Genomic DNA, 15,874 nt, shown 5'->3' with positions numbered 1-15,874 from the left:
TGCAGGTTGTTTCACCACATAACCGTACTCAAAGAAGAGGCAACAGAGGGATTAAACATCAAGCAGGACGGTATATACGTGGACTGCACTTTAGGCGGTGGCGGACATAGCTCCGTGATTGCTTCCAAGCTCGGTCCAGGGGGACGTCTGATCGCACTTGATCAGGATGATTGGGCTTTGGATAATGCTCGCGAGAAGCTCGCTGCCTATGGAGAACGTGTAACATTGGTGAAAACCAATTTTAGAGATCTGGAACAGGTACTCAAGGATCTGGATGTACCGATGAAGGATGGCGTACCACAGGTCGATGGTATCTTGTACGACTTGGGTGTGTCATCTCCGCAATTTGATGAAGGAGAACGTGGATTCAGCTACAATCACGATGCTCCGCTCGATATGCGAATGGACCAGGATGCAATGCTGACGGCCAAAGAGATTGTGAATGAATGGCCAGAAGAAGAGATTGCTCGAATTTTGTATCGCTATGGCGAAGAGAAGTTTTCGAGAAGAATTGCTCGTGTTATCGTCGGAAAACGAGCTCAGGCTACCATTGAGACGACTGGTGAACTAGTGGAACTGATCAAGGAAGGCATACCGGCCGCAGCTCGCCGTACCGGTGGACATCCTGCCAAACGCAGCTTCCAGGCATTACGGATTGCCGTCAACGATGAGTTGGGGGCGTTTGAAGAAGGCCTACATCAGGCTGTTCGTTGTCTGGCACCAGGAGGACGTGTATCTGTTATTACCTTCCACTCCCTTGAGGATCGGATATGTAAACAGATTTTAAGCAGTTATCTGGAGAAATGTACATGTCCACCCGATTTTCCATTGTGTGTATGTGGGGGCAAGGGGTCCCTGCGTTTAATTAACAGAAAACCGCTGATTCCAACGGAAACGGAATTGGCCGAAAATTCACGTGCTCGTTCAGCCAAGCTGCGCGTAGCCGAGAAATTGTAGATCAAGAGTGGAGGAGAGAATCGGAGTATGGCATATACACGTGGTAATCTCGCTGTAAAAGAAAAAGCGTCCCAGGAACGTGTGACCCAGCAACGATACAAAGAAACCACCAAAGTGGTGACCCGTCGTACGGGTCTTCCGGCACGCGAGAAGGTCTTATATCTGATTACCTTGGTTGCAGTGATCCTTGTTGGAGGAGCTTTGATGTCTCGTTATGCTCATATCTATGATCTGAACAAGCAGGCACAGTCCACTATTTCGGATATCAAGGGGTATGAGAAGACGATTGCAGACCTGCAAGTGGAAAAAGAAACTTTGAATAACCAGGTCATCGAAAATGCAAAACAACTTGGGTACGTTGAAGCTTCAGGTAAGGATGTCATTTTTGTACCTCGCTCAACAAGTACGAAATCAACAGGTACTGAATCGTCCTCGAATACAGCAAGCAGTAAGTAAAGAGGTGTTCCGATGATAAAAAGAATAAAGATGCGCACGTTGCTAATAGGGGGATGTATTACCCTCTTTTTTCTTGTACTCGTAACCCGAATCTTTTTCATTCAAGTTGTGAATGGCGGTGTATGGCAGGAACGGGCGGCTGGTCTGGTAGAGCGGGAACAGACGATTAAGGCTGCGCGTGGTACGATTACGGATCGCAATGGTAACGTTTTGGCTACCGATGCGCCTGCATACACGGTTTCGGTCAATCCCCTCTTGATCGATGAACTCGGCATACAGGATGTTGTCACGGAGAGACTCTCTACCCTTTTAGGGAAAAATGAGAGTGAGATGCGTGCTCTGGTCACAGCCAAAAATAAAGATGGAATTTTCTATCAGCAACGTGAAGTGCGCAGTGAAGGATATAAAATCAGTCCTGAGCTTGCCGCAAAAGTCAATGAGCTGCGTGAAGAACTGCAAGATGAATATAAGGCGCGTAATGCAATCGTAATGGCTCAAGAGTCGAAGCGTTTTTACCCTGAAGAAACACTTGCTTCTCATCTCTTGGGATATATGAGCCGTGACGGGAAAGCTGTCAATGGACTCGAAGTCTCTTATGATGAAGCACTGACAGGTACAGACGGGTATCTGAATTATCAGAAGGATGCCAAAGGCATTAAACTTCCGGATTCACAGGATAACTATCTGCCACCTCAGAACGGGAAAAACCTCACGCTGACCATCGATGATACGATCCAGTTCTACATTGAGGATGCAATGAAAGAAGCGGTCGCCAAGTATAACCCACTGAGCATGACGGTTATTGCCGCGGACCCGAACACGATGGAGATTCTGGGGATGGCGAACTGGCCAACCTTTAACCCTAATACGTATGGGAGCACACCTGATCAAAAGAACTTTATTAATCATGCGACGCAATCCATCTATGAGCCGGGTTCTACATTCAAAATCGTTACACTGGCAGGGGCTGTGGAAGAAAAACTCTTCGATCCCAATGCAAGTTTTGAGTCCAAGCGCATGTATATTGGCGGTTTCCCGATTAGTGATAACGGTCATTCCTATGGTTGGATCTCTTATCTCGAGGGTGTCAAACGGTCAAGTAACATTGCCTTTGTTAACTTGGGTTACAACATGCTTGGTGGTGAACGTCTGCGTCATTACATAGACGAATTCGGTTTTGGCAAAAAGACAGGTATTGATCTGCCGAGTGAAGCTGCTTCACCGATCAAGCCACTGGTCTACAAATCCGAGATTGCTACCGCAGCTTACGGTCATGGTCTTGTACAGGTAACACCAATTCAACAGGTCGCAGCAATCTCTGCGATTGCTAACGGCGGTAAGTTACTTGAGCCACACCTGGTGAAGGAGATCAAGAATCCGAATGATGGGACCACGGAAGTGATCAAACCCAAAGTTGTTCGTCAGGTGATCTCCAAAGAATCTTCCAAACTGGTGAGCGGTTATCTGGAACAAGTGGTTGCAGACCAAACGATTGGTACGGGTCGTAACGCCTATATTGAAGGTTACCGTGTAGCTGGTAAGACGGGTACAGCAAGGAAGGTCGTTAACGGGCAGTACAGTAAGTCGAAAGACGTTGTATCGTTTATTGGATTTGCACCCGTGAATAATCCGAAGATTGCTATACTTGTTGTCATTGACCAACCGGACGGAACCAACATTGGGGGAGGAACTGCGGCTGCCCCGGTATTCAAAAAAATCGTGAGCCAAACTCTTCAATATATGGGAGTTCCCAAGGATACAGCTAAAACCGCTGACAAAAAGTCAAAAGAAGTGCCTGTCGTGCAAGCCAAGGCACCTGACCTGAGTGGCAAGACAGCCAAACAGGCCAGAAGCCAACTTCTAAGCGCAGGTATTGCTTATGTAACTCTTGGTCAAGGTGATAATGTGATTAGGCAGTACCCTGTTGCTGGAGCATCCATGAATCCAGGTCAACGAATCTATCTGCTTACGGAAGAAAGCAGCAAGATGAAGGTTCCTGATCTAACAGGTGAATCTCTCCGGGATGCTCTTGAAGTGCTTTCTCTCATGAAAGTGGGAGTAACGGTCAAGGGTGAAGGGTATGTGGTGAAGCAAACTGAGCAAGTAGCAGGTGAGCAGAGAACCGTACAGTTGAATTTGCAGACTGCCAAAGCCGCAGTCACCGGCATAGCGGATGAGGCTCCAGTCTCTTCTGATCCGTCCTCAGAAACCGAAGAGAAGGAACCAGACGTTTCGGGAGCAGAAGGTAAAACCGACGGAAAAGACGAAACAGATAACAATAAGGCTCCTGCCAGTGAATCCGAATCCTCTGATGAACCAGCAACAAATGGAGCTTCACTACCATAGGGAGCTCTGACAGCTTGTTCTAACCCCCGGTTGTCCTGAATATTCATGAATGGAACGAGATCATGATTTTGGGACGAGTGGGGGGATCTTTTCGTGAAGGGATCAAGCGTAAATCTGCGTCGCAGGTTGCTATGGAGTTTAGTATTTTTAGTTTTATTATTTTCGGCCTTGGTGATCAGGCTTGCTTATGTACAGCTCGGGCAAGGCCCTGAATTGTCAGCAAAAGCAGAAGAATCTTGGCGTCGTAATATTCCTTACTCTGCCAAGCGAGGAGAGATCCTTGATCGAAATGGAACCTCTCTGGCCTATAATGTGACAACACCGACCATTATGGCTATCCCGGCACAAGTCAAGGAAGCTGAGACAACAGCCAGAGCGCTGGCTCCATTGCTGGGGATGACGGAAGAGAAAGTGCTGGCAACCATCAAGAAACGAGAACTCATTGTACGATTACAACCCGGCGGCCGCAAAATTACGATGGATAAAGCTCAGCGCATCCGTGATTTGAAGCTTCCGGGTATCGTTGTTGCTGAGGATAATAAACGCTTTTATCCCTATGATGATCTGGCAGCCCATATTCTCGGATTTACGGGGATTGATAATCAAGGCTTAACGGGTGTTGAGAAGAAATATGATGATAAGCTGAATGGTTTGAATGGCAGTGTGTCCTACTTGTCCGATGCGGCCGGAAGGCTAATGCCGGGCTCATCCGAGAAGTATGTGGAACCGAAGGACGGCCTTAACCTCAAGCTGACCATTGATAAATCCATTCAGTCCATCATGGAGAGAGAACTGGACCAGGCCATGGTAAAGTTCCAAGCGAACTCAGCACTGGCTATAGCGATGAATCCCAAAACGGGTGAAATTTTGGGTATGTCGAGCAGGCCGGGATACGAACCGGCCGATTATCAGCAATATCCCGCGGAGATATACAATCGGAATTTACCAATCTGGATGACCTACGAACCGGGTTCCACATTCAAGATCATTACCTTGGCAGCAGCGCTTGAAGAGAAAAAGGTCAATCTGCAACAGGATCAATTTTTTGATCCCGGATATGTTGAGGTGGGTGGAGCGCGTCTGCGTTGCTGGAAAAAGGGCGGCCACGGAAGTCAGACTTTCCTGCAAGTTGTAGAGAACTCATGCAACCCGGGATTTGTAGCTCTGGGGCAGAGACTGGGAAAAGAATCGCTCTTCTCCTATATTAAAGACTTTGGCTTCGGTACCAAAACGGGAATTGACCTCAGTGGAGAAGCCAGTGGGATTTTGTTCAAACTGTCCAGAGTAGGACCTGTCGAACTTGCAACAACTGCTTTTGGTCAAGGTGTATCCGTTACGCCTATTCAACAAGTAGCGGCTGTGTCAGCGGCCATCAATGGGGGTAAACTTTACAAGCCATATGTTACGAAAGCGTGGGTCCATCCGGTTACGGGAGAAGTGATGGAAGAAGCCAAGCCGGAGCTGGTTCGTCAGGTGATCTCGGAGAATACATCCAAGCAAGTACGTGAAGCACTCGAGAGTGTTGTCGCGAAAGGTACTGGGCGTCCGGCATTCATTGATGGATACCGGGTCGGTGGCAAAACAGGTACAGCCCAGAAGGTCATCAACGGACGTTATTCCTCAACCGAGCATATCGTATCCTTTATCGGATTTGCACCGGCAGATGACCCTCAGATTGTAGTCTATACCGCAGTGGATAATCCCAAAGGAATTCAGTTCGGAGGTGTGGTTGCCGCCCCAATTGTACAGAACATCCTCGAAGATGCGCTGCATTACATGAATGTTCCTGTTCGGAAGGATCAGGTCGCCAAAGAATACAAATATGGTGAGACCAAAATCGTGACAGTTCCAGATCTGACAGGAGCAACAGTCGAGGATCTGTATGAAGACCTGAACATGAATTTTATGCTGGCGAAGTCCGGCAGTGGCAAATACGTGATTAATCAGGCACCTAAGCCTGGGGCAAGGGTAGATCAGGGTTCAACCATCCGCATTTACATGGGGGATGTTCTGAACGATGCGCATGATCATACGAAGGATGAATAATGCGGCTTTGGAGCAGTTTGTGGCTTCAAGCGCAACAAAATTCATCCTAACGCGTTTCATTATTTGATTGTATTGACGATATTAATAAATACAGACATATGCTAAAACAGAAGTATAATTGGAAAAGTGAGGTTATTCATGTGCTTTTAAAACAATTTGCATCGATGCTGACCACCGCCCGTCTCGTGGGCGAATTGAATACAGAATGCCAAAACCTTCAGACAGATTCCCGGCAGGTAAAACCGGGTGATCTGTTTATCTGTCTTCCGGGACATACGGTAGATGGTCATGATTATGCAGAAAAAGCCGTCAATGCCGGTGCAGTTGCATTGGTGGTTGAACGTCAGCTGGATCTGCCTGTGCCACAATTGCTGGTGAAGGACAGTCGGTTTGCGATGGCTGTTCTGGCAGATTTCTTTTTTGACTCGCCAAGCCAGAAGATGAATATGATTGGTGTAACGGGAACGAACGGCAAAACAACGACCACCTATTTGATTGAAAAAATCATGAGCGATTTTGGACACAAGACGGGATTAATTGGTACCATTCAAATGCGGTATGACGGTCGCACCTACCCGATGTCAGGAACGACACCAGAGGCGCTTGATCTGCAGCGTAGTCTGCATGATATGGTTCAGAAGGGGACGGACTGCTGTGTTATGGAAGTTTCTTCTCACGCACTGGAACAAGGGCGAGTAAAGGGGACGAATTTCCGTACTGCGGTATTCACTAACCTGACGCAGGATCATTTGGACTACCACCATTCCATGGAGGAATATCGCGGGGCCAAAGGGTTGTTCTTTGCACGATTGGGTAACGGATATACCGAAGATGCTTCACAGCGTAAATTCGCTGTCATCAATGCAGATGATCCAGCTGCGGCTTATTTCATCTCTGTGACTGCGGCTGAAGTGATTACATATGGCATGGGTGAAGAGGCAGATGTGCGCGCATCCCAAATCTCAATTACCTCTCAGGGGACTTCTTTCCACGTGGATACATTTGCAGGCAGCACGGATATCCGCTTGCGCATGGTAGGTAAATTCAATGTGTACAATGCGATGGCAGCAATATCTGCAGCGCTGGTGGAAGGCGTTCCACTGGAGGAGATCAAGCGCAGTCTGGAGACGGTTCCGGGTGTGGATGGACGTGTTGAAGGAGTGGACGAAGGACAGCCATTTGCTGTTATTGTCGATTATGCCCATACACCGGATGGACTGGAGAATGTACTGCGGACAGTGAAGGAATTTGCTGAAGGACGTGTAATCTGTGTGTTTGGGTGTGGTGGTGACAGAGACCGTACCAAACGACCTCTCATGGGTAAGATTGCTGCGAAGTATAGTGATTTTGTACTCGTCACATCTGATAATCCACGGACAGAAGATCCGGATCTGATTCTCAAAGACATTGAACAGGGCCTGATTGAAGAATCCGTTCCTGCTGAACGTTATACGATGATTGTGGATCGGCGCCAAGCGATTCATGAAGCTATTGAAATGGCAAGCCCAGCCGATGTAGTATTGATTGCGGGCAAGGGTCACGAGACCTATCAGATTATCGGCACAACCAAAACCGATTTTGATGACCGAATCATAGCCAAAGAAGCGATAAGGGGCAAATCCAATTGATAAAAAGAACATTGGCACAATTGGCCGAGATGTGTGGAGGAACATTAAGTGACGTTGCTGCTCATGGCAATGTAATGGTCGAAGGGGTGTTTACCGATTCGCGTAAACCCCTGGGAGGCAGCTTGTTTATCCCGCTAGTGGGTGAAAGGTTTGACGGACACGAATTTGTGCAAGCCTGTCTAGAGAAGGGTGCCGCAGGAGCGATCTGGCAAAAGGATCATGGTATTCCGCCACAAGGAGCTGTCATTGTTGTTGACGACACACTTGTCGCACTGCAAGCACTCGCATCTGCCTATCTAACGGAGAATAAAGCTGCTGTTGTTGGCATTACAGGCAGTAACGGCAAGACGACAACGAAGGACATCGTGGATGCGATTCTCTCGACGACGTTCAAAGTGCACAAGACACAAGGAAACTTCAACAACCATATTGGTTTACCATTGACTGTACTAAGCATGGACCCGGATACAGAGATTATCATTTTGGAGATGGGTATGAGTGGTCGCGGGGAAATTAACGATTTATCGGTTATTGCGCGGCCTGATGTAGCGATCATTACCAATATTGGTGAATCTCATCTGCTGCAACTGGGGTCGAGATTGGAGATTGCCAGAGCCAAAGCCGAGATTGCAGCGGGAATGAAACCGGACGGGTTACTGATCTACAACGGAGACGAGCCTTTAATTGCACAAGTCCTTGAAGAACCCGCAACGAAACAACCGGAGGGATTGCAGCGGTATACATTTGGTCTGCAAACCGATAATGATGACTATCCTACCGGACTCATGAATGCACAGAACGGGGTTGTTTTCACCACGAAACAGTCTGGAGACCATGCAATTACGCTCCCCTTGCTGGGAACGCATAATGTCGTTAACTGTCTGGCTGCCCTCGCTGTAGCCCGTCATTTTGGAGTGACTACGGAACAGATTGCTGCGGGATTGTCCCGCTTGAAACTGACAGGCATGCGCATTGAGGTTACGCAAGGCGTTAGTGGTCTGACCCTGCTGAATGATGCATACAATGCAAGTCCAACTTCCATGAAGGCCGCCATTGATGTATTAGAGGGTCTGAAAGGGTATCGCATGAAAGTGGCTGTGCTTGGTGATATGCTTGAACTCGGTCCTCAGGAGCAGGATCTGCATTACGGAATCGGAGAGTATATCACATCTGCCAAAATGGACATGGTGCTGGTATATGGTCCGCTATCAGCTAATATTGCTGAAGGAGCAAGAAAGCAAATGCCGGCTGAGGCTGTGCATGCTTTTATAGATAAAGAAGAAATGACCCGTTATCTTCTGGAAAAACTACATCCCAGAGACGTTGTCTTGTTCAAAGCCTCAAGGGGCATGAAGCTGGAGGACGTGGTCGAAGCACTACAAATAGCACCATTACAGAATCGAGTAGACTAGAGGGGTGAACCCATGGATTTTCAGGTATTACTGTTAACAATCGGCGTTTCATTTATTCTGGCGGTGATTGCTGCACCGCTCCTGATTCCGCTGTTACGACGCATGAAATTCGGACAGCAGGTTAGGGAAGATGGGCCTCAGAGCCATTTGAAAAAAAGCGGAACACCTACAATGGGTGGCGTCGTCATTTTAGTTGCGTTCACATTGGCCTTTTTAAAATTTTCAGCAGTCAAGAATACAGACTTTTATGTCTTGCTCGTGGCTACGCTGGGATTCGGGTTGATTGGTTTCCTGGATGATTACATCAAAATTGTGTTCAAACGCTCACTGGGACTCACGGCCAGACAAAAAATGCTGGGACAATTGTTCTTCAGTGCAGTGATGTGTTTCTTGCTGATCCAGAATGGGCACAGCACAGCCATCTCTATTCCGGGTACGTCATTCTCGTTCGACTGGACCGGATGGTTCTATTATCCGTTTGTCGTATTCATGATGCTTGCCATTACCAATGCGGTTAACTTTACCGATGGTTTGGATGGTTTGCTGTCCGGGGTAAGTGCCATTGCCTTTGGGGCGTTTGCCATTGTGGCGATGCAAGCCACGTCGATGCCAGCAGCTGTAGCTGCAGCTGCCATGATCGGAGCTGTGCTCGGTTTCTTGGTATATAACGCGCATCCGGCCAAAGTGTTTATGGGAGACACAGGTTCTCTAGGTATTGGCGGTGCGATTGGTGCGGTAGCGATTGTAACCAAAACAGAGCTTCTATTTGTCATTATTGGCGGTATTTTTGTCATCGAGATTCTGTCTGTTATTATTCAAGTGGTATCATTCAAGACTCGCGGCAAACGTGTATTCAAAATGAGCCCTATTCACCATCACTTTGAATTAAGTGGTTGGTCAGAATGGCGGGTTGTTATTACTTTTTGGGCGGTAGGCGCAATTTTGGCCGCTCTTGGACTTTATCTCAACAAGGGGTTGTAGATCATGAACCATCCTGAATCATATCGCGGACAACAAGTCGTCGTGCTCGGATTGGCCAAAAGCGGCGTACAAGTCGCCAAAGTACTGGACCGTGCCGGAGCGAAGGTTACAGTGAATGATAAAAAAGAGAGAGAACAGTGTCCCGAAGCTTCCGAATTGGAGGCTTTGGGAATTTCTGTTGTATGCGGAGGACATCCGGATGATCTGATTCACAGTGATGTGAAGCTGGTCGTTAAAAACCCGGGTATCCCATACCATGCTGCTCCTGTGCAGCAAGCTTTGGCATTAGGCATTGAAGTGGTGACAGAGGTTGAGGTCGCTTATCATCTATGTGCTGCACCCATGATTGGTATTACAGGCTCCAACGGGAAAACAACAACGACCACTTGGGTGGGTAAAATGTTGGAACATGCCGGTCTCAAGCCGATCGTTGCCGGTAATATTGGAACACCACTCTGTGAAGCGGCAGAGCAAGCTTCTCCAGAACACTGGATGGTTGTCGAGCTTAGCAGTTTCCAACTCAAAGGAACGGCTGATTTCCGTCCGCGTATCGCCAGCTTGCTTAACGTTGCAGAGACGCATCTGGACTATCATGGGGGTATGGATGATTATGTGGCTTCCAAAGCTAAACTGTTCGCCAATCAGCAGCCTGATGACGTAGCCATCCTGAATTGGGATGATGCGGTATGTCGTGGTCTGGTTCCTTACATCAAAGGCAGATTGCTTCCTTTCTCAGTGACAGAAAAATTGGATACAGGTGTGTATGCAGATCCTCCTTATGTGGATGGAGAAGAGGATGATGTGAAGCGTCAGGTTATCTACGCGGATGAAAACGGAAATCTGCACATCATTATCGACATTGAGGATATTGGCCTTCCTGGGCGATTCAATGTGGAAAATGCACTGGCTGCTGTGGCTATCGCCGTAGCGGCAGGAGCTGATCCTGCGGTGCTGGCTGTTCCGCTTGCAGACTTCAAGGGAGTTGAACACCGACTTGAATATGTTCTAGAGCATAATGGATCTGCATACTACAACAACTCCAAAGCGACCAATTCGAAGGCTACGGTCATGGCCCTGAATTCATTCAAGGAACCGGTCGTGTTAATTGCCGGAGGGCTGGATCGTGGATCAGACATGATGGAATTGTTACCTTTGTTCCAAGAACGGGTAAAAGCTGTCGTTGCAATTGGAGAGACACGGACAAAAATTGCCAAGGTCGCGGAACTTGCCGGATTAAAGCAAATTAAGGTCGTCGATAATGAGGAGGACGCTGCCCGGACGTTAACCGTTGCTGTGCAGGAAGCATCGAAACTTGCCACTGCTGGTGATGTCGTTTTGTTATCCCCGGCATGTGCAAGTTGGGATATGTTTGCTTCCTATGAAGAGCGGGGACGCATTTTTAAAGAGGCGGCGCATAACTTGTAAGTAGGGGGGTGGAAAAGCCCCTACTTCCATGCAAGGGGTGGCCTCCTGATGAAACAGACGCGACCGGCACCAGATATTTGGTTGCTGACTTGTATTTTGGCATTGCTTGCCATCGGCATCATAATGGTATATAGCGCGGGCTCGGTGCTTGCCTTTCATGATTATGGCGATTCATTTTATTTTGTAAAAAGACAGGCCCTGTTTGCGGTGCTTGGGCTTGTGGCCATGTTCGTAACTGCTAATGTAGACTACCGGGTGTGGAGGAAATATGCCAAGCCAATATTGATTGCCTGTTTTATTATGCTCATTGCGGTGCTCATTCCTGGCATCGGAGTGGTTCGCGGCGGCGCACGTAGTTGGCTGGGTATAGGTTCGTTCGGTATCCAGCCCTCAGAATTCATGAAGCTGGGCATGATTCTGTTTCTTGCTCACTGGCTGAGCAAGGAGCCAGGCAAAATCAAAACCTTTACAACGGGGCTTCTGCCACCGCTGGGATTGATCGGGTTGGCTTTTGGTATTATTATGCTGCAACCTGATTTGGGGACAGGCACCGTGATGATGGGCGCATCGATGCTTATTATTTTTACAGCCGGAGCACGAATGAAACATCTAAGCTTGCTTGCTCTTGGCGGCGTAGCCGGATTTGCAGCGTTGATCGCAGCAGCCCCCTATCGGTTGCAGCGTATCACAGCGTTTTTGGACCCATGGTCCGATCCGCTGGGTGCCGGTTATCAGATCATTCAATCGTTATACGCGATTGGTCCAGGTGGGCTGGCGGGTTTGGGACTGGGTATGAGCCGGCAGAAGTACAGTTATGTACCTGAACCGCAAACGGACTTTATTTTTAGTATTTTGGCCGAAGAACTCGGCTTTATAGGTGGAATGATTGTATTATTGTTGTTTCTGGTGCTGGTGTGGAGAGGAATGCGTGTAGCCATGACCGTCCCGGATGCCTTCGGCAGCCTGCTTGGTGTTGGTATCGTAGGTATGGTCGCCGTACAGGTCATTATTAACATTGGTGTTGTCATTGGAATGATGCCAGTCACGGGTATTACCTTACCTCTGATCAGTTACGGCGGATCATCATTAACCCTCATGCTCACAGCACTGGGCATTTTAGTGAACTTATCCCGTTATGCGAGGTGACTATGCGATGCGAGTCGTTCTTAGCGGTGGCGGTACGGGTGGACATATCTATCCGGCCGTTGCCATAGCAAGACAATGCGAGGCGGAGAACCCGGACTCGACATTTCTATATATTGGCGGAACCAGAGGGCTGGAAAGCAAACTGGTCCCCCAGGAAAATATTCCTTTTAAATCCATTGATATTACCGGTTTTCGGCGCAAATTGTCCATCGACAACCTGAAAACGGTCATGCGTTTCATCCAAGGTGTACGCAAGTCCAAAAAAATGCTGAAGGAATTCAAACCGGATGTTGTGATTGGTACGGGTGGATATGTGTGTGGACCTGTGGTGTATGCAGCAACAAAACTGGGGATTCCGAGTATAATTCATGAACAGAACGCCATTCCGGGTCTAACTAACAAATTTTTGATGCGTTATGTGGACACGGTTGCGGTTAGCTTTGAAGGTCTTGAAAAATCGTTTTCGGGTGCGAAAAAGGTGATCTACACCGGTAATCCGCGAGCGACTACGGTAGCTCAGGCTAGCCGTGATCGTGGTTTTGCCACGTTAGGTGTCCCGATGAACAGCCGTGTTGTTCTTGTGGTCGGTGGCAGTCGTGGAGCAAAAGCAATCAATAAAGCCATGGTGGACATGGCTCCAATGCTGGAACAGCTGGATGATGTACATGTGGTTTACGTGACAGGGGATACCTATTTTGATGAAACGCGTGAAGCCATCCGCAGTTCATTGGGTACAATGCCAAATCACCTGCATGTTCTGCCTTACGTGCATAATATGCCTGAGGTACTTGCTTGCACATCCTTGATTGTAAACCGCGCTGGAGCATCATTCCTTGCGGAGATTACATCACTGGGTATTCCTTCGATCCTGATTCCGTCACCTAACGTGACCAACAATCATCAGGAAGCCAATGCACGCAAGCTTGAAGGTGGAGGTGCGTCGCTCACGATGCTGGAGAAGGATCTTACAGGCAAAGTACTGTATGAAGCCATCGCCGGGATTATGAATGATGAAATTGGACGAAAACGAATGGCTGAAGCCTCCCGGAAACTGGGGAAACCGGATGCAGCTGAAGTGCTTGTGCGTGAAATTCAGCGTCTTGCTGCACGCCGATAAAGTGCGTTTGTGGGCGATTGTCACACACAAGACGGGACTGACATAAGATACCGTATAAATCGTGACCATCGTTCCATGGCGCCAGAACACGTTCTGTAGCAACAGAACATATCGTGTTCATCGGTTTGAAGCAAAGGAGGATGCACACATGCACCAGTGGATATCGATACTGTCCCAGCATAATGTTGGCAGAGTTCTTGAAAACGAATCGCTAGCCAAATACACCACATGGAAGATCGGCGGTCCTGCAGATGCACTGGTCATTCCGGAGAATAAAGAGCAGATGATACATCTCGTTCAATTGCTTCACAAGCATCAGATTCCGTGGATGCAACTTGGACGGGGTTCAAACATGCTGGTGTCAGACAAAGGAATACGTGGTGTTGTTGTGAAACCGGGCGAAGGCTTTGATTATGCCGAGTTTCACGAAGGCGGCGTAACCGCCGGAGCGGCGCATTCTTTTGTTAAACTCAGTGTGGTTGCTGCCAAAAAGGAATGGACCGGTCTGGAATTCGGCAGCGGTATCCCCGGCACGGTCGGTGGAGCCGTATACATGAACGCAGGTGCTCATGGATCGGATGTGTCACGGATATTCAAATTCGCTGAGATTGTACTGGAGACAGGGGAATTGGTACGTTACAGCAAGGAGGACATGGATTTTGCCTACCGCCACTCTGTTCTGCATGACCGGAGAGGCATCGTGCTGGAAGCTACATTCGAACTTCAGCAGGGAGAGCGCAAAGTCATTTCGGAAGCCATGGCGGCTTACAAAGATCGCCGGCGCCGCACACAGCCACTGCAGATGGCATGTGCAGGCAGCGTGTTCCGGAACCCCCCGGGTGATCATGCAGCCCGTCTGATTGAAGCAGCAGGGCTGAAAGGGTTGACTCAGGGAGGCGCACAGGTATCCACCATGCATGCCAATTTCATTGTCAATACAGGGCAAGCAACAGCAGAGGACGTTATCACCCTAATGCAGCAGATTCAGAGCACTATATCATCTCAAAACGGTATTAACCTGGTACCGGAAGTCTTCGTAGTGGGTGAGCGGTAAACCCCGGAGGTGATACATTGGACAAATTGGTGATTGAAGGCGGGAAACCCCTCTCAGGATCCATACGCATCCATGGAGCAAAAAATGCCGCTTTACCGATTATGGCCGCAAGTTTGTTGGCAGATGGAGAAGTTACACTGCATAACGTTCCACACTTGCTGGACATTGAAGTGATGCTGTATATCCTGGAACGGCTTGGATGCACGTGTCGGCATGAACAGGGAACAGTGACGATTAACACCTCGTCTATCCGGTCATATGATGTGCCAGAAGATCTAATGAAGCAGATGCGCTCTTCCATTTTTTTGATGGGACCATTGCTGGCTAAGTTTGGGCAAGTGTCAGTGTACCAGCCAGGGGGCTGTGCCATTGGAGAACGCAAAATTGATCTTCACCTCCGGGGCCTGGAAGCGCTCGGAGCTTTGATTGAGGAGCAGGACCAACAGATTATCTGTCATGGGAAGAATCTGGTGGGTACAGATATTCATTTGGATTTCCCGAGTGTGGGAGCGACCGAGAATATCATGATGGCAGCCGTTATGGCGAAAGGCACGACAACCATATGCAACGCCGCAAGAGAACCTGAAATACAGGATCTGCAGCACTTCTTGAATGCTATGGGTGCAAGCATCATTGGTGCAGGAACGGATACGATCACGATTAATGGCGTTGAGAAACTGAAGCCTTGTTCGTATGAAATTATACCGGATCGAATCGTTGCTGGAACCGTGATGATTGCAGCCGCCGCAACACGAGGCAATGTTACGCTTACACACTGCAATCCGGCTCATCTTACTTCACTTATACATGTGTTGAAGCGCACTGGTGTTCAAATCACAGTCTGCAATGATATAATGACGGTGAGCTGTATGAGCCGTCCAAAATCAGTAGACCGTATTGTGACTTCTCCGTATCCTTCGTTTCCGACAGATCTGCAATCGCAAATCATGGTGCTGCTCAGTCTGGCAGACGGATTCAGTGTGATGAAGGAAACGGTATTCGAGGGCCGGTTCAAACATGTGGATGAGCTGAATGTGATGGGGGCTGATATTTCAGTCGATCTGAACGCAGCATTTATCCGTGGTGTTCCCCGTCTATACGGGGCAACAGTAGAAGCAACCGATCTTCGTGCAGGTGCAGCTCTGGTTATTGCAGGTCTGGCTGCTCAAGGCAAAACGGTTGTGGAGCAAGTGCATCATATTGACCGGGGATACGATCAGATCGAGAAGTTATTCCAGAGTCTTGGAGCATCGGTTGAGCGACAGTCGCCCGTTTCGAAACAGTTGGATTTTGCCAATTAACGTCC

General features: G+C 48.5%; 12 protein-coding genes. All 12 read left to right on the top strand.

The window, feature by feature from the left end:
• The first annotated feature begins 6 nt into the window (after window positions 1–6).
• The 12 genes from rsmH (at window position 7) to murA (ending at window position 15,869) form a co-directional block, all read left to right on the top strand.
• Window positions 7–957 (top strand): 16S rRNA (cytosine(1402)-N(4))-methyltransferase RsmH, encoded by a 951-nt coding sequence (gene rsmH, locus MHI06_RS20455; protein WP_169481624.1) that lies wholly within the window; start codon window positions 7–9, stop codon window positions 955–957.
• Between the two features lie 27 nt (window positions 958–984).
• Window positions 985–1,413 (top strand): hypothetical protein, encoded by a 429-nt coding sequence (locus tag MHI06_RS20450; protein ID WP_340398920.1) that lies wholly within the window; start codon window positions 985–987, stop codon window positions 1,411–1,413.
• Between the two features lie 12 nt (window positions 1,414–1,425).
• Window positions 1,426–3,759 carry a penicillin-binding transpeptidase domain-containing protein gene (locus MHI06_RS20445; protein ID WP_340398919.1) on the top strand — a complete coding sequence of 778 codons (2,334 nt, stop codon included), beginning with the start codon at window positions 1,426–1,428 and terminating at the stop codon, window positions 3,757–3,759.
• Window positions 3,760–3,852: 93 nt separating this feature from the next.
• Window positions 3,853–5,805 (top strand): stage V sporulation protein D, encoded by a 1,953-nt coding sequence (locus MHI06_RS20440; RefSeq protein ID WP_169481621.1) that lies wholly within the window; start codon window positions 3,853–3,855, stop codon window positions 5,803–5,805.
• 140 nt (window positions 5,806–5,945) lie between these two features.
• A complete protein-coding gene (locus MHI06_RS20435) occupies window positions 5,946–7,433 on the top strand; it encodes a UDP-N-acetylmuramoyl-L-alanyl-D-glutamate--2,6-diaminopimelate ligase (RefSeq protein ID WP_340398918.1) in 1,488 nt (495 codons plus the stop codon).
• Window positions 7,433–8,845, top strand: coding sequence for a UDP-N-acetylmuramoyl-tripeptide--D-alanyl-D-alanine ligase (gene murF / locus MHI06_RS20430; protein WP_340402156.1), 1,413 nt, complete (start codon window positions 7,433–7,435; stop codon window positions 8,843–8,845). Before MHI06_RS20435 ends, murF begins: the two co-directional genes overlap by 1 nt.
• Window positions 8,846–8,857: 12 nt before the next feature.
• The gene (mraY, locus tag MHI06_RS20425) at window positions 8,858–9,826 is read left to right on the top strand and encodes a phospho-N-acetylmuramoyl-pentapeptide-transferase (RefSeq protein WP_169481619.1); all 969 of its coding nucleotides are present in this window, start codon (window positions 8,858–8,860) and stop codon (window positions 9,824–9,826) included.
• Between the two features lie 3 nt (window positions 9,827–9,829).
• Window positions 9,830–11,251 (top strand): UDP-N-acetylmuramoyl-L-alanine--D-glutamate ligase, encoded by a 1,422-nt coding sequence (gene murD / locus MHI06_RS20420; protein WP_169481618.1) that lies wholly within the window; start codon window positions 9,830–9,832, stop codon window positions 11,249–11,251.
• A 48-nt stretch (window positions 11,252–11,299) separates the two neighbouring features.
• Window positions 11,300–12,397 carry a stage V sporulation protein E gene (gene spoVE / locus MHI06_RS20415; protein WP_340398916.1) on the top strand — a complete coding sequence of 366 codons (1,098 nt, stop codon included), beginning with the start codon at window positions 11,300–11,302 and terminating at the stop codon, window positions 12,395–12,397.
• Between the two features lie 7 nt (window positions 12,398–12,404).
• Window positions 12,405–13,514 (top strand): undecaprenyldiphospho-muramoylpentapeptide beta-N-acetylglucosaminyltransferase, encoded by a 1,110-nt coding sequence (gene murG / locus MHI06_RS20410; protein WP_340398915.1) that lies wholly within the window; start codon window positions 12,405–12,407, stop codon window positions 13,512–13,514.
• 148 nt (window positions 13,515–13,662) lie between these two features.
• Complete coding sequence (gene murB / locus MHI06_RS20405) at window positions 13,663–14,568, top strand: UDP-N-acetylmuramate dehydrogenase (protein ID WP_169481615.1); 906 nt, start codon at window positions 13,663–13,665, stop codon at window positions 14,566–14,568.
• A 17-nt stretch (window positions 14,569–14,585) separates the two neighbouring features.
• Window positions 14,586–15,869 carry a UDP-N-acetylglucosamine 1-carboxyvinyltransferase gene (murA, locus tag MHI06_RS20400; RefSeq protein ID WP_145323170.1) on the top strand — a complete coding sequence of 428 codons (1,284 nt, stop codon included), beginning with the start codon at window positions 14,586–14,588 and terminating at the stop codon, window positions 15,867–15,869.
• The last annotated feature ends 5 nt before the right edge of the window (window positions 15,870–15,874 follow it).

The sequence above is a fragment of the Paenibacillus sp. FSL H8-0079 genome, from assembly GCF_037991315.1.
Taxonomy (GTDB): domain Bacteria; phylum Bacillota; class Bacilli; order Paenibacillales; family Paenibacillaceae; genus Paenibacillus.
This window is presented reverse-complemented; position numbering and strand designations above follow the sequence as displayed.

Bases quoted from the DNA above. Each gene is read 5' to 3' on its own strand.
- spoVE (WP_340398916.1), top strand. From the start codon at position 11,300: ATGAAACAGACGCGACCGGCACCAGATATTTGGTTGCTGACTTGTATT.
- MHI06_RS20450 (WP_340398920.1), top strand. From the start codon at position 985: ATGGCATATACACGTGGTAATCTCGCTGTAAAAGAAAAAGCGTCCCAG.
- MHI06_RS20445 (WP_340398919.1), top strand. From the start codon at position 1,426: ATGATAAAAAGAATAAAGATGCGCACGTTGCTAATAGGGGGATGTATT.
- mraY (WP_169481619.1), top strand. From the start codon at position 8,858: ATGGATTTTCAGGTATTACTGTTAACAATCGGCGTTTCATTTATTCTG.
- murD (WP_169481618.1), top strand. From the start codon at position 9,830: ATGAACCATCCTGAATCATATCGCGGACAACAAGTCGTCGTGCTCGGA.
- murB (WP_169481615.1), top strand. From the start codon at position 13,663: ATGCACCAGTGGATATCGATACTGTCCCAGCATAATGTTGGCAGAGTT.
- murG (WP_340398915.1), top strand. From the start codon at position 12,405: ATGCGAGTCGTTCTTAGCGGTGGCGGTACGGGTGGACATATCTATCCG.